Annotated in this window: 12 protein-coding genes and 3 pseudogenes; 6 read left to right on the top strand and 9 right to left on the bottom strand. The window is 70.0% G+C overall.

Annotated elements, in window-relative coordinates:
* Positions 1-906 precede the first annotated feature (906 nt).
* The 3 genes and pseudogenes from ACIQCZ_RS40400 to ACIQCZ_RS40390 form a co-directional block, all read right to left on the bottom strand.
* Entirely contained in the window at positions 907-1,800 is an 894-nt protein-coding gene (locus ACIQCZ_RS40400) for an NAD(P)-dependent oxidoreductase (protein ID WP_402290948.1), read from the bottom strand.
* Positions 1,801-1,849: 49 nt separating this feature from the next.
* Entirely contained in the window at positions 1,850-2,995 is a 1,146-nt protein-coding gene (locus tag ACIQCZ_RS40395) for an FAD-dependent monooxygenase (protein WP_402290946.1), read from the bottom strand.
* Positions 2,996-3,836: 841 nt separating this feature from the next.
* Positions 3,837-4,144: pseudogene (locus ACIQCZ_RS40390) on the bottom strand (ISAzo13 family transposase); the annotation flags it as partial.
* 156 nt (positions 4,145-4,300) lie between these two features.
* On the opposite strand from ACIQCZ_RS40390, the gene ACIQCZ_RS40385 reads away from it, so the two are divergent.
* Together ACIQCZ_RS40385 and ACIQCZ_RS40380 are read left to right on the top strand one after the other, a co-directional pair.
* Positions 4,301-4,528 carry a hypothetical protein gene (locus tag ACIQCZ_RS40385; protein WP_402290943.1) on the top strand — a complete coding sequence of 76 codons (228 nt, stop codon included), beginning with the start codon at positions 4,301-4,303 and terminating at the stop codon, positions 4,526-4,528.
* A 9-nt stretch (positions 4,529-4,537) separates the two neighbouring features.
* Positions 4,538-4,663 (top strand): hypothetical protein, encoded by a 126-nt coding sequence (locus tag ACIQCZ_RS40380; protein ID WP_402290942.1) that lies wholly within the window; start codon positions 4,538-4,540, stop codon positions 4,661-4,663.
* A gap of 438 nt (positions 4,664-5,101) precedes the next feature.
* Here ACIQCZ_RS40380 and ACIQCZ_RS40375 read toward each other — a convergent pair whose 3' ends face one another.
* The 4 genes from ACIQCZ_RS40375 to ACIQCZ_RS40360 form a co-directional block, all read right to left on the bottom strand.
* Positions 5,102-5,542 (bottom strand): Lrp/AsnC family transcriptional regulator, encoded by a 441-nt coding sequence (locus ACIQCZ_RS40375; protein WP_402290940.1) that lies wholly within the window; start codon positions 5,540-5,542, stop codon positions 5,102-5,104.
* Positions 5,543-6,148: 606 nt separating this feature from the next.
* Positions 6,149-7,483 carry a flavin monoamine oxidase family protein gene (locus ACIQCZ_RS40370; protein WP_402290939.1) on the bottom strand — a complete coding sequence of 445 codons (1,335 nt, stop codon included), beginning with the start codon at positions 7,481-7,483 and terminating at the stop codon, positions 6,149-6,151.
* Positions 7,484-8,274: 791 nt separating this feature from the next.
* The gene (locus tag ACIQCZ_RS40365) at positions 8,275-11,238 is read right to left on the bottom strand and encodes an aminotransferase (protein WP_402290937.1); all 2,964 of its coding nucleotides are present in this window, start codon (positions 11,236-11,238) and stop codon (positions 8,275-8,277) included.
* Positions 11,239-11,305: 67 nt separating this feature from the next.
* On the bottom strand, positions 11,306-11,701 hold the full coding sequence (locus tag ACIQCZ_RS40360; protein WP_402290935.1) for a hypothetical protein: 396 nt from the start codon (positions 11,699-11,701) through the stop codon (positions 11,306-11,308).
* 669 nt (positions 11,702-12,370) lie between these two features.
* On the opposite strand from ACIQCZ_RS40360, the gene ACIQCZ_RS40355 reads away from it, so the two are divergent.
* The 3 genes from ACIQCZ_RS40355 (at position 12,371) to ACIQCZ_RS40345 (ending at position 16,760) form a co-directional block, all read left to right on the top strand.
* On the top strand, positions 12,371-12,829 hold the full coding sequence (locus ACIQCZ_RS40355; protein WP_402290932.1) for an SRPBCC family protein: 459 nt from the start codon (positions 12,371-12,373) through the stop codon (positions 12,827-12,829).
* A 220-nt stretch (positions 12,830-13,049) separates the two neighbouring features.
* Positions 13,050-15,671 carry a S8 family serine peptidase gene (locus ACIQCZ_RS40350; RefSeq protein WP_402290931.1) on the top strand — a complete coding sequence of 874 codons (2,622 nt, stop codon included), beginning with the start codon at positions 13,050-13,052 and terminating at the stop codon, positions 15,669-15,671.
* Positions 15,672-15,821: 150 nt separating this feature from the next.
* A complete protein-coding gene (locus ACIQCZ_RS40345; RefSeq protein ID WP_402290928.1) occupies positions 15,822-16,760 on the top strand; it encodes a helix-turn-helix domain-containing protein in 939 nt (312 codons plus the stop codon).
* Between the two features lie 187 nt (positions 16,761-16,947).
* On the opposite strand, the pseudogene ACIQCZ_RS40340 reads toward ACIQCZ_RS40345, so the two are convergent.
* Both ACIQCZ_RS40340 and ACIQCZ_RS40335 read right to left on the bottom strand, forming a co-directional pair.
* Positions 16,948-17,181 (bottom strand): annotated as a pseudogene (locus ACIQCZ_RS40340) (DDE-type integrase/transposase/recombinase); the annotation flags it as partial.
* Positions 17,182-17,392: 211 nt separating this feature from the next.
* A pseudogene (locus ACIQCZ_RS40335) lies at positions 17,393-17,467 on the bottom strand (hypothetical protein); the annotation flags it as partial.
* A gap of 471 nt (positions 17,468-17,938) precedes the next feature.
* Here ACIQCZ_RS40335 and ACIQCZ_RS40330 point away from each other — a divergent pair.
* Entirely contained in the window at positions 17,939-18,847 is a 909-nt protein-coding gene (locus ACIQCZ_RS40330; protein ID WP_402290926.1) for an aminoglycoside phosphotransferase family protein, read from the top strand.
* The last annotated feature ends 1,030 nt before the right edge of the window (positions 18,848-19,877 follow it).

Raw genomic sequence — 19,877 nt, 5'->3', positions numbered from 1 at the left:
GATGGCGGGTGGAGGTGCTGGAACGAACCGAAGCCTTCGACGCGTTCGGCGCAGGACTCTCGGCGTGGCCCAACGGTGTGCACTGGACGCGCTGGGGAGTCGGCCGTCGGGACCGTCGGCCGCTGCCTGCCGAGGGTGTCGTGCAAGGCTCGCGCGGCGTCGGACCCAAGGTGGTCAGCCGGTTCGGCTGCGAGATCAGCAAAAATTCGGCTGGCGATCCCCCAGCGTTCGACGCCGGCATCGGTGATCCCGATGAGAGTGGTCCACGGAAGCCTCGATCCGGGCCCAGATAGGGCAGCAGGCGTCGGACGCAGGCGCTCTCGCCCTTGAATGGTCGGACCGAACGCCGCACCGATCAGGGCCCGCGTCCCAGCCTCCGCGAGGGGCATCAGCTCCACCATCGGGTAGCCACCACAGCTCTGCACTCCGTACCGATCCATGGTGCAGGCCGCCCCCGGGGACCTTGATGGAGCTGCAGCCGTCGAAGGACGGCCATTCCTGAATGGCCCGAACCGCAATCCGCGTGTCGTCGGCCGCGCGAGCGGCCCGGCCAGCACCTCGAACACGCGCCGCATCGGCCGGGCGCCGATCGGCACAGGTCACGCAGGGCCTTCGCGCTGGGCCGGACCACCTCCAACCCCGCCCCACCCACGAGCCCCGCGGTCGGCTTCTGCCAGGCCAGCCGGTAACCGGCCTCCGGGAACAGGCACATCGCGAGCACGAAGCCACCCCAACCCGCGAGGGCGGGTCCCGCAGCGCGCCGCAAAAAGATGACGACGGGCCGGGCGTCGCGCTCGCGCGGGCTGGGGTACGCCTGTACGGAGGTCCACGGCCCGGCCGGCAACCGAAGGTGCACTCAAGCGATCAACGCATCACCACCTGTCAGGAGCAGCTGGCGGCTGTCAGTTACGGCGTGGGGTGGCGAAGCTGTTCGATGATCGCTGCGTAGCTGTTGCTGCCGTGTCCCTTGGCTACTGCTCGTTCGGCCAGGGTCGCAAGGAGTTCGGGTAGTTCGGCGTTGATGTCGGCGGCGTGGCTTTCGTGGAGGAGGTGTTTCATTCCGGCCAGGTTCGTGTTGACGGTGGATTCGGTGGCCGGGTACGTGCCGTCGTCAATCTGCTGCGCATAGCCGGGCACCCAGTCGGCCACGGTTTCGATGCCCGTCTTGGCCAAGCGGGCGAATGCGGTCGCGGGGATCCCCGCCTTGCCGAGCAGGGCAGCGCCGTGCAGGAAGCCGTTGAGCGTGCTCCACACCAGACTCAGTGCGGCCGCGTCGAACAGGGACGGCAGGCCATGGTCCGTGCCGACGTACACGGGGCCGCCGAGGCTGCTGAGTGTCTGCTGGTGCTGGTCGAATGCGGTGGTTGGACCGCTGTAGAGGATGGTGGCGTTCGCGGTGCCGATGGCCGGGGGCACGGCCATGATCGAGCCGTCGAGGTAGGCGGCACCTTGGTCCACCGCCCACTTGGCCGTCTCGCGGGCCGCTTGTGAGGTGCCCGAGGTCAGGTTGACCAGGGTGCGGCCGACGAGGTCCCGGCTCACGGGTTCAAGGATTTCGCGCACGATGTCGTAGTCGGAGACACAAATGACCACGAGCGGGCCGGCCGTGACGGCGTCACGGACGGTCCAGGCGAGCTGCGCACCCTGCGCGGTGAGGGGTTCAGCCTTGGCGTGGGTACGGTTCCACACAGTGGTGGGGTGGCCTTGGCCGAGGAAGGCCGCGGCCAGGGCCTGGCCCATCAAGCCCAGTCCGAGGACCGATAGGGGGGTACGGACGGTTTCGGTGTCGAGGTCGTGCATCTTGTGCTCGCTTCCAGGGAATCGGCGTGGGTGGAGGGGCGCCTGGGGGTCAGCTCATGGTCTCGGGCAGCCGCCAGGAGGCGCGCAGCTGGCGCACCAGGACGGAGGCCGGGGTCAGACGGACAAGGGTGTTGCGTACCCGGGTGCGTGTGGGGGTGCTCCAGTGGGCAATGCGTCCGATCTGGTGGGCGGCCTTGACGACGGCGTTGGCCCTGGGCTGGCGGAAGCGTTCGTAGCGGCGCAGGGCGTCGGAGGTGGGACCATACTCGGTGATCAGGTCGGTGAGGGCGAGTGCGTCCTCGATGGCCTGGCACGCGCCCTGGCCCAGGTTGGGGGTCATGGGGTGGGCGGCGTCGCCGAGCAGGGTGGTACGGCCCCGGCCCCACTGCGTGACCGGCGGGCGGTCGCGGATGTCGTCGCGGCGGATGGCGCTGACGGGAGTGTCCTTGACGGCCTGGCGGACGTAATCGGGGAACTCGGCCGTGGCCCGGGTGAGCGCGGCACGGGTGTCGCTGTCCTTGCCGTCGGCGGGGCCCTTGGCGCACAGGAACCAGTACAAGCGGCCACCGTCGATGACGCATCCGCCGAAGCGGCGGCCCGCTCCCCACATCTCGCCGATCCAGTCACCGGGCAGAGGATTGGCATCGGTGACGCCGCGCCAGCAGTAGTAGCCGCTGTAGCTGGGTGCCTGGGCGCCCAGCAGTGCGGTTCGGACGGTGGAGCGCAGGCCGTCCGCACCGATCAGCACGGAGCCGTGTACTTCCTGCCCGTCGGCGAGAGTGACGGTGGCCTGATCGGGGTCGGCGGCGGTGACGACCGAGGCGAGACGCAGTTCGCTGGTGCCGAGTTGGCTGACCAGTGCCCGGTGGATGGTGGCGCGGTGCAGGCCCAGGGTGGGGGCGCCGATCTCCGCCAGCAGGGCGCCGGCCTGGCCAGGACTGGGCTGCAGCAGCACGCGGCCGCGGGCATCGTAGACGGCGGCCGTGGACAGCCGCGCGCCGGCGGCTTCGAAAGGCGCGGCCAGGCCCAGGCGGCGCAGCGCGATCAGCGCGTTGGGCTGGATGGTCAGGCCGGCTCCGACAGGGGCGAGCTGGTCGGCCTGCTCCAGGACGACGGCCGGGATGCCGCGGCCGGCGAGTCCGGCCGCGAGGGTGAGTCCGCCGATGCCTGCTCCGGCGATGAGTACGGGGTCCATGAGGTGCTTTCTCTTTCGGGTTCTTGCCAGGTTCTGGGACTGTCTGGCGGCTGATTCCGCCCCTCGGGCGGCAGTGTGGAGGTGCGCATTAGGAACTGCGGGTGGTGCGTGGTCGGCCGTGTCGAGATCGAGTCCGGCCGGGCCGGCCAGATGCTCGGGGATCAGACCGTCGATGGAGGCGATGAGAGTTCTCGCGCTGCGCCGGTCCGGGGATGCCGACCGCCGCAAGCAGGTCGACGACCGGTCGTCGCACGTGGCCGGCAGCGGTCTTCGGCACCGCCCGCAGCTCTGGCCTGCGCGTTGCCTCCGGGGCAGGTCCGTGGCGGACGCGCGTGCGCACACGCGCCCCTGGGGCGTCCTGCGGTCCAGGACGGCCACCGCTGCCTCGGCGAGCTCCACTGCTGAAGTGGTGCCCTTCGGCGGCGGCGCGGCGGCATCTGTGATGTCGCCCCGGCAAGCCGTTCCACAGCCGCCTCTGGCGGCGCCCGCCGGGTCCCGAAGCGGGAGCAGGAACCTTCCGTCGGCCCCGCCCACTGGTCGACGGCCTTGCGGGTCAACCGCCGCATGCCCGACGCGGCCGGCATCTCGATCGCCGCGTCGGCCGGTGGCTTCGGTCGTGTCGCGTTCTCCGTCACAGTCGTTCCCGTCCACACATCCGTTCCCGTTCACACGCCCAATTCCTCTACAGAAGTAGAGTACCCCCTTCTTGCTACAGATGTAGAGGCTGGGGTCTGGCCATGGGTGTGGCCCCGGGTGGCTGCTGGTGGATTCAGCAGGGCCTGGTGCCAGTCCGGGCCAACGCCTGCAGGACCCGGGCCGCCGGGGCGACTGGGCGCAGCCGGGGATGCAACGCACGCTTCCAGCCGCCTTGGAAGATGTGCTGGTTCAGCGGCAGGGCGGCCATTTCCGCGTCGCCGATCCGGACTCCGGTCGGGCAGGTTCTTGTGTCGAGTCCTGCAGTCACCCGCAATCCGGCGCGGGTCGTGGTTGCCGCGATGGACTTGACGACTACTTCATGACTGGTCAGCGGAAGGGGTAAGCGCTCCGGCCCTGGTCGCACCACCAGCGGCGGATCGGTTCCGCTGCGAACGCGGCGGCACCGTGGTCGATCCCGACGTTGACCCAGCCGGTGTTCGCTGCGAGATCGTGGCCGGCGTGAGTCGAGGAAGGGGTACTCGGGCTGGTCTGGGACGTGACCGGCAGCAGGTGATCGATTGCCACGGGCCTCGTTTGCCGAGGTCGCCGTACGGGCGGTTGTCTCCTCGTAGGGTCCGGCAGGAGGATCCGGCCCGGGAGCGGAAGTTCATGACGGATGTACTGACATGGACGGTGGAACGGCGTGTCCTGCTGGCCGATCGTGCCGAGCGGCTGCGTAAGGAGCTCGCCGAGATCGAGGTCGAGGTGGCCCGGCTGGAGGCTACGGAGATGGCGTTCGGCCAGTACGTCGAGGCGACGGACGGCGGCAGGCGGGACGATCCGGTGGTGGAGTCCGATTCGGTGGAGCCTGATCCGCCGGCGGCGCAAGCGTCGTGAGCCGGCGGGATGCTGCTCGTGCCGCACCGCATCGACGGGATGAGCGAAGAGGTGCCGCCCGCCGACTATCAGCGGATTGTGCGGGTGATCACAGGTGCGCCCGAACGGGCCGCTCAAGACCCGGGAGGTGTGTGAGGAGCTGGGATCGGGCGTGCTGCCCGCGCAGACCGAGGCGATGCGGGGCAAACCCAGGCGGATCGCGGACCGGGGCTGGCCGCACCGCACCCCTCAGTAACCCTGGGAGCGGCTCAACCAGTACCTGGAGTGCGGACCCTGGCAACACCGGGTACCTCACCTGCAGCACCGACGGCCCCAGCGGATTCACCCTCGGGAACCGTGTCGGCGGTGGTGCTGTGAACCCCGGCGCTTACGGCAGCGGCTTCGGTTCCGGCGACGCCAAAGGCTCGGCCACCGGTGGCGCGGTCATCGGAGTCGGCCCCGGTTCCTCGGGCAACGGGTCAGCCTCGGCGGCTCCGGCGGTGCGGGCTTCGTATCGTGCGTCTGCTCATGGACTTCGGCCTTCGGCTCGGCCTGGTCGCCCCCGTGGGCGCCCGGCCGAGCCCGTCGACCTTCTCAGTCGCTGTGCCACAAGAAGCGGTGGGTGTGAATCGCGAAGTAGGGGAAGCTCTCCACGGACGCAACGCCCTCGACGGCGCGTACGACGTCGTTGACGAAGTCGAGCAGATCGTGGGGCCGGCCGCACACCACCTCGGCGAACAGGTCGAAGCTTCCTGCGGTCAGAACCGTGTACACGACTTCGTCGTGCAGGGACAGTTCATCGGCGATCGCCCGGGGATCGCCGTCGACGTGCAGGCCCAGGAGAGCCATGGTCTGCTGCCCCATGGTCATCGGATCGGTCACTCCGACGACCTGGACCGCCTTGCTGTCGATCAGCCGCTGCAGGCGTAGCCTCGCGGCCGAGGGTGACAGCCCCACCTTCGGCCCGAGATCGGAGTAGGGGATGCGGCCGTCGACCTGTAGCTCCCGCAGGATCGCCTGGTCGATGTCGTCCACGAAGCACCTCTCTCTTTGCATGTACGGCAAGCCGACGGCAAGACGTACAGCTGTTTCGAGCACAATGACGCATCCACGCGCTCGAATCAAAGGCGGTCCTGCCTTCCGTCAGGTGCTGAAGCCGAGGTCGAGACGGGGACAGACCTGTGCGCCGAGTGCGCCGGGCGGCCACTGTGCCCTTCGTGCAGCCGCCACCGGACCATGGGCGGGGCACCCTGCCACCGCTGCGACCACTCCACTTCCGTCACCGAGCCGGCCAGGCGGTGGGTCGGTCACAACGACACGCCGCGCGGCACGCCGCTGCTGGGGATCGGCCTGTTCGGGCACCGGTACGGGCGGCGCGAGGTTCAGGCCCACCGGGCACGCGCCGCCCCGCGACAAGCCATGGGCTGGTGCAGTAATGGCGCGGCCCGCGTTCGGCACCCGCGCAACTGCTGCGGCGCCGGTCGCCCTGGACACCTGAAGGTTCGAGCCGAGGAGGAGGGTGGCGAGCGTGCCCGCCGTCGCGGGCGTCGGCAGTCCGCCCCGGGCACCGGGACTTGACGGAACATCGAACCCCAGGGTCCGCGATCGCGAGGGTGAGCCCCACCGCCGGTGCCGACTGTGTCACCTCGAAGGGTTCACGCCCCGTGTGAGCTCGGCCAGGGGGATCGGTGAGCCGAGGATCCGCTCGGCCGCGCGATGCCCTGACTGGAGCGCGCCGTGGACAGTAGCCGGATCGCGCCCCCAGGTTGCTTCTCCCGCAAAGTGGAGAACGCCGTCGACGGGACCTGCCATCGCATCGTGATCGTCGTGCGAGGAGCCGACGGCGACGTAGGAGTACGAGCCGAAGGCGAGAGGGTCGGTGCCCCAGCGTGTGACCCAGTGCGCCACGGGCTCGGGGACGGAGTCACCATAGATCTTGCGGAGGGAGCCGAGCACCGACGAGACCACCTCTTCGTCGGTCTTCTGCTCGATCTCCCGCCCCCAAGCGCCGCCGGCGAAGGTCAGCAGCATCGGGTTGCCGCTCACCACGGAGACGTCGTACCAGGAGTGCCAGGGGACGCCGGCCAGGCCGTGCTGCCGGATCGCGTAGACGTCGTCCTGCCAGAACCGGTCCGGAAACTGAAGGAAGACCTTGTTGAACACACCCATTCCGAGTCGGGCGATCGGTCCCGCAACGGCGTCCGGGAGAGCGGGCGTGAACGCGATCGCCCCTGCTTTGAGCACGCCCAACGGCGCTGTGACGATCACATGGGCGGCGTCGAAGGACTCGTCCTCCGTGTCGACTCGCACCCCCGTGGCCGACCTGGTGATGGCGGTCACGGTCATTCCCAAACGCACGTCGAGACCTTCCGCAAGGGCCCGGGGAAGCACATCGTAGCCACCCGGGAAGATCACTTCGTCACCTTCGATGGCGTCTTCGTCGAGGGCGTGAGCGGCGACCTGTTCGATCTCCGCGCCGCATTGCTCCTCCGTGCGATGCCGATAGAACGCCAGGACCCGTTCGGCGCGTTCGGGCTCCCATCCGGTCGCGGCAAGGGCACGCTCGGCCGCGGTGGCGTAACTCTCGTCGGGGCCGGACGTTGCGACGGTCAGCTGGAGAAGGTCATCTGCCGTGTCGACGTCGGCGGTCCACCTCCGTGTCGCGTCGTCGTCCAGCAGGCGCCGCGATTCGTCGAGGTCGGCGATCGGCCGCCCGCCGGCCTGGAAGCTCCCCACGGTGAACTCGCGCGTCTCCATCCCGAGCACGGTGACAAGTCCCGTGAGTGGGTTGCCGGTGAGGCCATGGATCCATGAGGCGCCACGGTCGACGCAGAAGCCTGCCGCGCGGTCCGTCCGGATACGCCCGCCGACGCGGTCTCGCGCCTCAAGCACGACCACACGTCGCCCTGCGGCGTGAAGCAGCCGAGCTGCGGTGATGCCGGCGATACCCGCGCCGACGACGATGGTGTCCATCATCTTCTCTCTTCTCCAGGGTGCTCAAGGTTGGATCTGCGTGTCAGTTGTCGGAGGCAGGCGTGCCGCCGACGGCGAAGCCGTTCACCCGGACTGGGCCGAGGACGCCACTGCGCAGCCGTACGCACCGCTGACGACCCCTCACCGGTCGGCTCGACGTGCCACTTCCGACCGGAGCAGGATTCGGCCGAGGCCCGGGAGGCCAGGTTTCGCACGGAGGGGGTCGTCCGCGGTGGCGGTCGCGGTCAGGACCGTGAGGCCCGGAGTGAGGGTGTGCACGGTCGTGCCGCCCGTGAACTCGACCACCAGGTCGCAGATGTGCGGTACCTGAGGACCTGGTACAGCCCCCGGCGCTCGCACGAGCGCCTGACGCCGGTGTCGGCGGCGCAAGTCACGACGAGGAGATCACCGATGTCGAGGCTGTCCAGCTCGGCGGTCACCTCGTCGAGCAGCAGCGTGCTGAATGCCCTTGCCGCGCTCGGCCGACGCGGCGGAGGGTGAGCGGAGCTCGGCGACGCGGGTACTGGTCACCCGGGTGTCGTCGTGCCCCGCGTGGATCTCCACGAAGGCGTAGCCGACAGCATGGTCGTGACGTTCTGTCAGGAGAATATGGGCCTCGTCCTTCAGAGTCCGATTCCGACGGCAGGAGCGGTGGAGTTCCCAAGGGCCCTCGTCCGGGAGGGGCGCAGATCTCTGCTCGATGGACGGATGGCGGTGGCTCGGCTGCTTCGCCGTCCTGCAGACCAGGCATCGCCTCGGCGCCGCATCGCGAAGCGCCGACGCCGAGCCAGGTGTCACGAGGCGCGGCCGTGGCCGAGTTGGGTGAGGGCCAGGTCGAGCATGTCGGCGAAGAAGTCGGCCGCGGCGATGTCGATGCACAGTGGGGGCTTGATCTTCAGGATGTTGAGGTGGTCCCCCGTGGGCTGGACGACCACGCCGAGGTCGAGCATGCGGTCGCAGAGCTCGGCGGTCTCCTCTGCTGCGGGTTCCAGGGTGGTGCGGTCCCGGACGAGTTCGAGGCCGAGGTACAGGCCCGAGCCGTGGACGGCGCCGATGACGCCGTAGCGATCGGCCAGAGCTTCGAGCCGACGCTTCAAGTGCCCGCCGACGCGTACCGCGTTGCCCTGGAGGCCCTCGTCGCGCAAGGTGTCCAGGACGGTGAGGCCCACGACGCTGGAGACCGGGCTGCCGCCGGTGGAGGAGAAGAAATAGCCTTGGTCCCGGTACCGTTCGGCGACCGCCCTGGACGTGATGACGGCGCCGAGCGGGTGCCCGTTGCCCATGGCCTTGGCGACGCAGACGATGTCGGGGACGACCCGCTGCTGCTCGAAGCCCCAGAACCAGTGCCCCAGACGGCCGTAGCCGACCTGGACCTCATCGGCGACGGCCAGACCGCCGTGACGGCGCACCGCCGCGTACACCTCGGCGAGATAGCCGTCGGGCAGGGCGACGCCACCGGCGTTGCCGTAGAAGGTCTCGCCGATGAACGCCCCCGCCGGGCGGCCGGAGGCGGCCAGTTCGTCGAGCAGCGCGACGGCCTCGGGCGCGTAGCGTGCGGCGTCCGGTCCGCGGTGCCGGCCGCGGTAGGAGTTGGGTGAGTCCACGGTGTGGACCCAGCTCGGGCGGGTCGCCAGGGCGTTCGGGTTGTCCTGGAGCGAGGTGGAGACGGCGTCGGAGGCGTACGTCCAGCCGTGGTATGCCTCGCGCAGCGCGACGACGTCGTGCCGTCCCGAGGCGCCGATGGCCAGCCGGAGCCCCAGATCCACCGCCTCGGAACCGGAGTTGACCAGGAACACCGTGTCCAGGGGATCAGGCAGAAGGGCAGCGAGGCGTTCGGTGAACTCCACCACCGAGGCATAGTGGAACCGCGAGTTGGTGTTGAGCCGGCGCAACTGGCGGGAGACCGCCCGCTCGACGCGGGGATGGGCGTGGCCCAGCGGGGTGACGTTGTTGACGATGTCGAGGTACGAGCGGCCGTCGGCCGACAGCAGGTGGTGGCGCCAACCACGCTCCATGCGGGGAGGGTTGGCGTAGTAGTGCTCCTGCACGGTGGCGAACACGGCGTCGCGCCGGCCGAGCAGGTCGCTCCGGTCGGTTCCGCCGGAGGCCGGGAGGCCCAGGAGCGGCGCGGGATCGGCGGTGAGCGCGAGCCAGCCGGCGGCGTACTCCGGGCGAACCTGGGGAGGGACGGAGGGGCCGTCGGCGTCGCGGAGCGCGACGTGGACCGAGGCCCCGGAAGGGAGGTGAGCAAGTTCCTCACCGGCCCGGACCGATGTGCCGGAGGAGACCAGCGGAGGGATCGTACGGGGGAAGGACAGCGTCAGTACCCGCGGGCCGTAGGTGATCTCCACCCGGCCCGGCGCGGCGGTGAGGACCCTTCCCTCGACGGGGGCCTGCGCCACGGTGTCCCGGCCCAGCCGCAGGTCGACGCCGGTGGGCACCGTGGCGCCGGAGACGGCCGAGAGCGCCGGAGTCCGCGTGAGCCTCGCGCGGGCGTAGCCGGTGGCGGCCGCAACCGCACCGTCGGCGAGCGCGGCGGCCACCAGCCGGTCCTCGGTGCCGACGTCGAGCCAGGCCCCGCGGTCCATGGAGTCCGCGTCGATGGACAGGTCGCAGAGGGCGACATGGTCGGCCGGGAGGTCTCGTAGCAGGGGGCACGCCGGTGCATCGGCCTCCCCGGGCGCTTCGTCCAGGCCGATCGCGCTCTTGACGAGGAGGGTCATCACGGGCAGCGGGGTCCCGGTGGCCTGCTCGAATATGCGCCATTCACGAGCGAGCGCGGCCGTGACGTAGGTGTTGTCGGCGTCGACGGCGGCCTGGTGCCGCCCGCTGGCGACCAGACCGGCGGCGCGCAGGACCACCAGCGGCCACAACGCCTCCGCCTCCGCCGGGGAGAGCGGCCGGACCGCGTGGAAGGCGCGGACGGCGGGCAGCACGTGGTGCGGCTCGACCCCGTCGTGGTGGAGCACGGACGAGAGGCACACGGCCAGTTCACCGATCGCCCAGCTCGTGGTCAGGTCACCGAAGTCGATGACGCCGTCGGGTACGGGCAGGGGCGCGTCGGGGCGGCGGATCAGATTGTCGTCGGTGAGATCCAGGTGCACGGCCTGCGACGGCAGCGCGTCAGCGAGCCGCTGGACCCGTGCCCAGGCCTCGGTGGTCGCGGCTCGCACGGCGGTCCGCTGTTCGGGCCCGTCGATGTGCTCGGCGAGCCCGGCGACCACGCGGCCGGCGTGGCGCAGGTCCCACTGGAGAACACGGTCGAGGCCCGGGTGCCGGTATTCGCGCAGGGCGGTGCTGACCTTCGCGGCGATCGTGCCCATGGCCGCCACCGTGCCCGGGGACAGGTGCCGGGGTCCCGACAGCGAGCCACCGGGCAGGTGGCGCAGCAGCCGTGCCACGGCCGGTCCGCCGTCGGTGTCCACTGTCGTCCGGCGGGGGGAACCGTCGGGGTGGCGCAGGACGGTGGCGACACGCAGCTCCGGGTGGGCCGACGCGATGAGATCCGCGGCCGTGTCCTGGGCCTCGATCTCCAGGGCGCCGAAGGCGGGGTTGGCGATCTTCAGGATCGCCAGGGCCGTCCCGTCGTCGGCGCGGAGCAGGAAGTTGGCGTCCTGCTGGCTGCCCAACGCTTCCGCGCGGGCGGAGCGGCCGAGGAGCTCGGCGCCAACGCGCTCCGCCTCGGTCGGCGTCACCCGCGGTGCCGGAAGCGCTTCCTCGGCGAAGAAGTCGATCGTTCGGTACTCGTCGTGCGGCATGCGGGGTCCTCGATTTCGGGCGGCGATGCGGAAGCCCTCCGCTTGAACAGCGAGCCGGGAAGGTGTTTCAAGCACGATGCCCGAATTTCACGCTCGAATCAACCGTTACGACGACAGAATCGATCGCATTGCGAGTCGCGGCACCCTTCTCGTGCGGCCCGCGCGTCTCGGGTGACCTGCTCACCAGGGAGTGGATCCGGCCGGGGTGGGCATGCCCGCCGTCGACGAGGCGCTGACCGAATGGGCCTCCCGCGACTTCGCCGAGGATCTCGAGCAGCCGTTCCGTACATTGGCCACGCACGGAGCGGTCGTTGCCACTGAGCGGCTCCTGAACGCCCATCTTGCCCGCGGTGACCTGGTGGCGGTCGAGGATCCGTGCTTCTTGGCGAGCATCGCAACGCTGCGGCTGAACAGCTACCAGTCGGCACCGGTTCAGGTGGACGGCGCAGGCATGCGTCCCCACGCTCTGCCAGCCGCCCTCGAGGACGGTGCCCGTGCCGTCGTCTTTACGCCACCCAGCGCGTCGTGGCCGGAAGGGTGGTCCGGTGGTACGGCCGCGCGGAAACGGCCGAGAAGTGGTCGTCCTCGATCACCAGGACTTGTGCCGGCACCCCGCCGACAGTGACGCCTCTCACCCCTTCAGACTCTCGTGAGAGGATCGCGCGAAGGCCGCCGGACCGTTCCTCGGTCAGGCGCGGGGCACAGGAACGCGAGCCAGGCAGGGGCTGTCCCAGCCTCTGCGGCAGATGCCTGCCGGATCGTGGTTGCCGTGACAGGGCAGTCCGGCGCCATGTGCGGCGCGGTGAGGTCCCGGTCTGCGGTGAGCTACGTCGGACGGCGCCACGATCCCCTTCGCAGGCTGGTACTGCAACGGTGCCTGCCGTGACGGGTGGGCAGGTCGATCGCCGATGTTGTCATGGGTGGGATCTCGCCGAGGTCAGTTCGCGGGCTGGTGAGTCGAGTGCGGCCCAGGGGCGGTTCCTGCACCGATTCAGCAGGTCAGAGCCGCGTGCTCGGGTGCCCTCAACTCAGCCACAGGAATCTTCTCCTGGGGCGAGGGCTCAACGACCTTTACGAGCGCCCGCGATGGGAGGATCACCGTGCCACCACACCATGTCGAGGAGGGGCCGAGGTGCCGTCCACCGAGCTGAAACACACGTTCCGGATCGCAGCGCCGCCTGAGGAGGTCTTCGCACACTTGGCCGAACCGTCGCATTACGTCGGCCTGTCGCCGCTCCTCGTCGCCGTCCGCGACGTGCGCCGCAGCGGCGGGACCGTGCACTACACGGCCGTGGAGCGCTTCCGGTTCCTCGGCGTCCTACGGCACGACAACATCATCGACGTCACGCTCGTCGCCGTCTCGGACGGTCTTCCGCAGTCCGCCGAGATATCCGGCGAGGTCCGCAGCCCCGGCCGGGTCCGCATGAGTTACCGCTTCACCGTCGACCGCCATGAGGCCGGCTGCGTCGTCACCGACACGCTGCACCTGCGGACGCCCGCGGGCCTGCTCCGCTTCGCCGCCTCCCAGGCGCGGGCGGTCCAGCAGGCCCGAGCCCGTGTTCTGACGGCCCGCCTGGCGCGGCCGGCTTGACGTCGTGCCCATCGACGTGGGTGCCTGATGCAACCTGTGCGCTCAACGGCACCGGTCGGGTGGCGGACCCGACCGGGCACTCGCCGGAGCAATCCGGGTTCGCACCCGCCTCGGGCAGGACCGCCGCGCGTACAGGACCACGTCGAGTTTTCGACATGGCAAGAACGCGACATTGCAAACGATTGATCCGCTGCGAAGGCTCGGGCTTGGATCTCCGATCGTGAACAGACAATCCATCACCGCGGCGGCCGCCCTCCTGCTGCTGCCACTCGCCGTGCCCGGCAGCCTGGCACACGCAGCCACGGACGATCGGTCCGGGCCGTCCGTAACCCGCATCATCACGCTCGACAGTGCACCGGCTGCTCAGCGATTCTCTCCCAAGGAACGTGCCGCGGCGCGCCACGCCGTCGACGACTCCCAGCGGGAGCTGGTCGATGCCGCGGGGCACGCAGGGATTCCACTGACCGTCCGCCGCCATTATCGCAACGTCGTCAACGGCCTGGTGGTGAAGGTCCCCACGGCGCAGGCCGACCGGCTCACCGCGCTGCCCGGCGTGGCCTCCATCTCAAAGCCGGTGGTGTACGAAGCGCCGGAGAAGCCCACCCCGGTCTCCGAGGACGTCCTCAAGAAGGCCGTCGCCCAGGCAGGCGGCACCGCCCGGTCGCGCACTGACGCACCGTCCGGTCGGGAAGTCGTCACCACCACGGACCTGACCGGCGTCCCCCAGGCCCATCGCCAGGGTTACACCGGCAAGGGCGTCACCGTAGGCATCGTCGACAGTGGCATCGCCTACGACCACCCGGCGCTCGGCGGCGGGGGCTTTCCCAACTCCAAGGTCCTGGGCGGCTACGACTTCGCGGACGAGGACGCCGACCCCTACGACGACCAGTACGGGCCCGCCGCCGGACACGGCACCCATGTCGCCGGCGACGACGAGCACATCGTGGGGGCCGCCCCGGACGCGACCCTGCGCTCCTACCGTGTCTTCGGCACCAAGAACGCCGCCACCGACGACATCGTCATCGCCGCGCTCGACCGGGCCGCCGCCGACGGTGTGAACGTCGTCAACATGAGCCTGGGCGCGAAGGGCCAGCGCAGCAGCAACGTGCTCTCACTCGCCGTCGACAACCTCGTGGCCTCCGGCACTCCCACCGTCGTTTCCGTCGGCAACGGATACGCGGGTCCGTTCAACGCCGCGGCACCGGCCGTCGCCAACGGCGCGATAGCCGTGGGCAGCACCTACAGCAACCGCTACCCGTACCTGGCCTTCACCCTCGACGACGGCTCCACCACCCCCGTTCCGTACCAGGACTCCGGGCGCGCCCCGGCCGCGCCCGCGACGGGCAGCAGCCCGATCACCCCCATGGCCTCCAGCTGCGATCCGCTGCCGGCCGACAGCCTCGCCGGTCGGATCGCCCTCATCGCCCCGGTAACCGACCCTGCGGAGTCCTTCAACTGCCGCCCGCTGGACCTGGTCCGCACCGCGGAGGCCGCCGGGGCGGTCGGCACGATCTACCACGAGCCGAGGACCGACCCGGACACCATCCCCGTGTCGCCGTGCTGCGGCACCACCGGTATTCCGCTGGTGGCGATCCGCGAGAGCGACGCCAAACGCATCCTCGCCGCACCGGCCGGGATCAAGCTCACCTGGGGCGCCTACGCCGGCAGCCCGCTGAATGCCGACGCCGCCGGCCTGATGGACCAGAGCTCTTCCTGGGGCCCCGGCAACGAACTGGAGTTCAAGCCGGACATCGCCGCTCCTGGCGGCTACATCCTCTCGGCGATGCCGAAGGCACTCAACTGGTACGGCGTGAACTCCGGCACCTCGATGGCCGCCCCGCACATCGCCGGTGTCATCGCCCTGCTGCTTCAGGCCCACCCGGGTCTCACCCCGGACCAGGTGCGCACCACCCTGCAGAACACCGCCACTCCGCTCGCCATGACCGGCGACCACAAGCGCGGTCTGCAGCCCGTCGCCCAGCAGGGTGCCGGGCGGGTGGACGCGATGGCGGCCCTGGCGTCGGTCTCCGGCAGCCGGCCGACCGCCACCCCCTCCAAGCTGGCCCTGGGCGACCTCGAGGGACGGCAGCGGATCCGACGCGTCACGGTGCACAACCCGACCGACCAGGCGGTGACGTACCAGGTCGGGCAGAGCACCGCGGTCTCCGCCGCCCCGCCGTACACCAGCTCCTGGCAGCCGGTCGACACCGCTGGTGACGCCCGGGTCCACGGCGTCGACCGACTCACCGTCGACGCGCACGGCAGCGGCACGGTCACCGTGCACATCGAGCAGCCCGCCGGAGTCCCCCAGGGCACCCTGTTCGGAGGCTGGGTGGAGTTCACCCCAGTCGACACGGCCTCTCCGGAGCTTCGGGTGCCCTACCTGGGCATGGCGGGCGACTTCGACGCGGTCTCCGCGATCAACCCCACCTTCTCCGCGGTCAACACCACGCTGGACAATCCGGCGCTGCGCCCCGCCTACTTCAGCTTCGGCCGCAGCGTGCCGATAACCGTCGACCTCACCGACGCGAGCACGGCCAACGACGAGGCATGGGTGATGCTGTCGCACGGCTACCCCCTGCTTGAGCGGATGCGCCTCCAAGTCCTGGACGCGCGCGGCAGAGTGGTCGCCACGCCGTACGACGCCTCCTGGGTGAGCCGCAACTCCGGTGCCGGCACCGGGATGGACTTCTACAGCTGGGATGCCGGCCTGGCCGACGGCACCCCCGCCCCCGCCGGCACCTATCGCCTGCGGTTCGTCCTCGACAAGGCGCTCGCCGATCCCCAGAAGGCACCCGGTACCGAGACCTGGACCTCCCCGGAGGTCACTCTGGTCCGCTGACCGCGGCGCACGGGGTCCACATCGACGACGGCCGACGGACCCGCTGCATCCGGCGGGCCGCCGGCCGTCCGTACCCAGGCATCACGCACTCGGACGAGCTGCGAGAATCCGCCCTGACGGACAGCGCGCAGCGACCGGAGGGCGGCTTTGATGCTGGAGGATCTCGGGCTCACCCCCGTCCAGGAGAACGTCTACCGGGTGTTGATCACACGGCTGGCCGCCACCCCCGACGAAGTGGCGGAGGCCGCAGCCGTACCGGGCACGCAGATCGTCTCCGTACTGGACTCGCTGGCCGCCCGCGGCCTGGTCGGCCAGCGGGGTGACGGCAACTACGCCGCCGCGTCGCCGGCAGTCGCGCTCGGCGCGGAGCTGGCCGCGCACCGCGAACGCCTTCAGCGCGCCGAGCTCGCCGTGGCCGAGCTGGTCGAGACCTACCGCACCGGCAGCATGGGCCGGGCACAACGCGATCTGATGGAGCTGGTCGAAGGCCGGGGCGCCGTGCGGCAGCGGTATGTCCAGCTCCAACTCGTCGCCCGGCGCAGGATCGACACCTTCGTCACCGGAGATGTCCAGGTGGTCGGCCCGGACAACACCGAGGAGCCGACCGTGCTGGCGCGCGGCCTCCGGGTGCGCGCCGTCATCGACCAGGGCTTCCTGAGCAAGCCGGGCGCGGCCGACAACGTCGACGAGTCGCTCGGCCGGGGCATGCGGGTACGGACGATCGAAGAGATACCGCTCAAACTCATCGTCTGCGACGGCGAGGTGGCGATGCTGCCGTTGCACGGCCGCGGCAGCGAAGTCGACCCCAGCCTCGTCCTGCGCGGCGGCCTGGTGAACGTGGCCCAGGCACTCTTCGATGCGGTGTGGGAGCGGGCACGCCCCTGCGGCGAGCCGCACCACGGGATCGACGCCGTGGACACCCGCATCCTGCGGCTGCTGCTCGCCGGCCTCACCGACAACGCCGTGGCCGGGCAACTGGACATGTCGGCGCGCACCGTGCAGCGGCGCATCCAGTCGCTGATGGCCCAGGCCGGGGTCACCACCCGTATCCAGCTGGGGTGGTACGCCCGCCACCACGGCTGGGCGTGACCGGTGCGCGATGACCGGTCGGGCCACGTTCTCGACGCCGAAGGGGCCGTTGCCCCACTGCCGGGCCTTGCCCCGCTGTCGCCCGCCATCTGTACGTCGGCGGCCGGAAACGCAGAGATTCGGGGAACCACGGCCCGACGTACTCCTTGCGTCAGCGGTCGCAGCTCCTGGAACTCCTCGGTTCGGGTCACGACAGCTGCATTTCGGTGCGGCGGTCGGGTGCGGTCATCAGGTGGCGGCAGGGTCTGAAGTGGAGTGAGACCCGACTGTACGCAGACAGGAATTGGCGGGTTCTGCCGGCGGTGCGGAAACCTTTCATGGCGCGTTCGCGCTGCCGGGTGGGCTGGTGTCCGGTCTCGGCCCGGTTGTTCAGGCCTTTGTGACAGCGGTGCTCGACCGAGCCCATCAGGGTGCGGTGGGCGACTTGCGGCCATTGATCTTCTTGCCGCCGTCGAAGCCCCGAGTGGCGGCCGGCACCGACGCCGTCCCCTTGACCGACTGCGCGCGTTGATCCCCGCGGTCGGCTCCGGATCGCTGTCGGCTGCCTGGCGCCTCAGGCCGCGCAGCCGGTCGTGCAGCTCGGCGATCAGGCCCGTGTCCCGCCAACGCCGGAAGAAGGCGTAGGCGCGGTCCCGGGCGGGGAAGCCTGCGGGCATCGCCCGCCAGGTGATACCGCCCGCGACCAGGCAGCGGATAGCGTCGACCATCTGCCGCCGGCAGCAGCCCTCCGGCTGCCCACGGGGCCCTCCAGCCATGCAGGCGGCGCCATCGCGTCACGCACGATCGCCCACTCCGTGTCGCTCATGTCGGAGGGGTACCTCGGCCTCCTGTGCGGATGGTCCTCGGCGTTCCCGAACCGGTGAGCGAGGCAATCACGCTCAAGAGCAGCAGAGTTGGAGCCGGTCGGCGAGGGGGCGTACAACTGCGGCAACAGGACCTCCTGGCGTGCTCGGTGATCGTCGACAACCCCGAGCTGCACCAGAGGTCCTGTCCTCATGTCCGGCACGCCGCAAGATCACCCGACCGATCCGCCGCATCGAACCCACGCTCACCGAGATCGGCACGACAGCGGCTTCTCAGTCCGCTGTCATCCGGGCGCATCGGGCCAGGTGGTGGTCATGCGCCCTGGTTGGAAAAGTGACTTGTTGTCGGTGATCGCACCATGGCACGCTCCAGCGATGCCCATGCATGACGAAGAACTCACAGTCCTCCCGGCGATGGTGGGTGAGCTTGTCCGTGACCAGTTCCCCGAGTGGAGCGACCTTCCAGTCCGGGCCCTCGCATCGCAGGGCACGGTGAACGCCATCTTCCGGATCGGCGACGAACTTACCGCCCGATTCCCGCTCGAACCGGCGGCGGTGGATGCGACCCTCCGCGCGCTCGAAAGCGAGGCGGATGCCGCCCGGGAGCTTTCTGGGCACACGCGGTTCGCCACCCCCGTCCCGGTCGCGCTCGGCAAGCCCGGCCACGGCTACCCGTTGCCCTGGTCCGTGCAGACCTGGATCCCTGGTGAGATCGCCACCCCGACGGGGTCGGCCGGCTCAGTCGCGTTCGCACACGACCTGGCCGAGTTCATCCGCGAGGTTCGCGCCATCGACACGCGCGGTCGCACGTTCCGCGGACATGGCCGCGGCGGGGACCTGACCTCGCATGACGCGTGGATGGAAACCTGCTTCGCCGAAAGCACGGGACTCCTCGATGTCTCACGGCTTCGAGGAATGTGGGCCGAACTGCGGCAGCTGCCGCGCGGCCCTCTCCCGGACACGATGACGCACGGCGATCTGATCCCGGGCAATGTGCTGGTCGCCGACGGACGCCTCGCAGGCGTGCTCGATGTCGGCGGCCTCGGTCCCGCGGACCCGGCCCTCGACCTCGTCAGCGCCTGGCACCTGCTGGATGCCGGCCCTCGCGAACGTCTTCGCGAGGATCTCGGTTGTGAAGACCTCGAATGGCAGCGCGGGAAGGCTTGGGCTTTCGTGCAGGCCATGGGGGTCGTCTGGTACTACCGGGAGAGCAACCTTGCGATAAGCCACATGGGCATCACTACCCTCAACCGCCTCATCGCGCAGGAGATTCAAGGCATATAGGGTGATCTTTGGGCGTAACGGCCTTCGTGGGCCCCGGCGCGTTCCCCCCGGCGACCGGCGGGTGGTCGACCCTTGAGGGCGGAAGACCCCGAGCAGGACAGACGGCATCGTGATCCGCTCGGCCCACGCGAGACCAGGGCCTCGATCCCGCCGTCCCGCCGCACCTGGTGCCACCGGTAGGCCGACTTTCGACTCACCCGGAGACGCTGGGCGCCCTCCAGCGGCTTGATCCTCTGCTCGAACAACTCGGCCGCCTGCCGCCGTACGGCCTCCCGACGCTGCCGCCCCGCAGCGGTCAGCCCATCCGCATACGCGTCTCACCCCACCGTGGTTGACCCTTGGGCGCTCCCAGAGCCGGCCCCGTATCGCGCATCTCCACTCTGGACGCGCTCACGGGGCCGGGGTCGGTCACCCGCCGGAGTGTGCGGGTTCGATGTCGTGGCCGTCGACGCCGGCACCGGCCACGGTCACTTTGGTGGCCTCGGGTCCGTGCGAGGTCACGCCTCACGGCGCCGATGGCGCTGAGCTGTCGAGCCAGTTCCTCGTAATGGCGCTGCACCAACATCACCTCTCCCTGAACCTGTAGCCAGACGCCCCGTTAATTTTCATTTGATTGAATCGCACGCAGCCGCTCGGGATCCATGGATTACCTTTGCATCTGAGGGGTTCTCTGCGCGAAGCGGATGCCAACACCAGACACAGCAGCACCACAATTAGTCAACATTTGGTTATCTTGGAAGACGAAGCCGGATGCGGCCGGTCAAGGACCTGTGCGGAACCCGCTCTCGTCCGCCGCCGCGGCGCTGCGGGCAGCGCGTGGTCACCCAGCCGCCGACCTCGAATTTCTGCTGTGCCTGTTCCCACGGTCCGCATAGCGCTAGTGTCCTGCGCCGGAGATTCGTTGGCAGAAACGCGCGAGGGAGTCGAGGATCTCCTCGGCCGTCTTGGTCCAGGTGAACGGTGTTGGGTTTTCGTTCCACTCCTTGACCCAGGCTCGGATGTCGGCCTCCAGGGAACGCACGCTTTTGTG

The sequence above is a fragment of the Streptomyces sp. NPDC093149 genome (assembly GCF_044754145.1).
Taxonomy (GTDB): domain Bacteria; phylum Actinomycetota; class Actinomycetes; order Streptomycetales; family Streptomycetaceae; genus Streptomyces.
Note: the sequence above shows the minus strand (reverse complement) of the source record. Positions and strands in the feature narration are given on the sequence as shown.

Excerpts from the sequence above, each read along its gene's own strand:
- ACIQCZ_RS40400 (WP_402290948.1), bottom strand. The coding sequence starts at position 1,800 with ATGCACGACCTCGACACCGAAACCGTCCGTACCCCCCTATCGGTCCTC.
- ACIQCZ_RS40395 (WP_402290946.1), bottom strand. The coding sequence starts at position 2,995 with ATGGACCCCGTACTCATCGCCGGAGCAGGCATCGGCGGACTCACCCTC.
- ACIQCZ_RS40330 (WP_402290926.1), top strand. The coding sequence starts at position 17,939 with ATGCCCATGCATGACGAAGAACTCACAGTCCTCCCGGCGATGGTGGGT.
- ACIQCZ_RS40380 (WP_402290942.1), top strand. The coding sequence starts at position 4,538 with ATGCTGCTCGTGCCGCACCGCATCGACGGGATGAGCGAAGAGGTGCCG.
- ACIQCZ_RS40370 (WP_402290939.1), bottom strand. The coding sequence starts at position 7,483 with ATGATGGACACCATCGTCGTCGGCGCGGGTATCGCCGGCATCACCGCA.
- ACIQCZ_RS40345 (WP_402290928.1), top strand. The coding sequence starts at position 15,822 with ATGCTGGAGGATCTCGGGCTCACCCCCGTCCAGGAGAACGTCTACCGG.
- ACIQCZ_RS40385 (WP_402290943.1), top strand. The coding sequence starts at position 4,301 with ATGACGGATGTACTGACATGGACGGTGGAACGGCGTGTCCTGCTGGCC.
- ACIQCZ_RS40365 (WP_402290937.1), bottom strand. The coding sequence starts at position 11,238 with ATGCCGCACGACGAGTACCGAACGATCGACTTCTTCGCCGAGGAAGCG.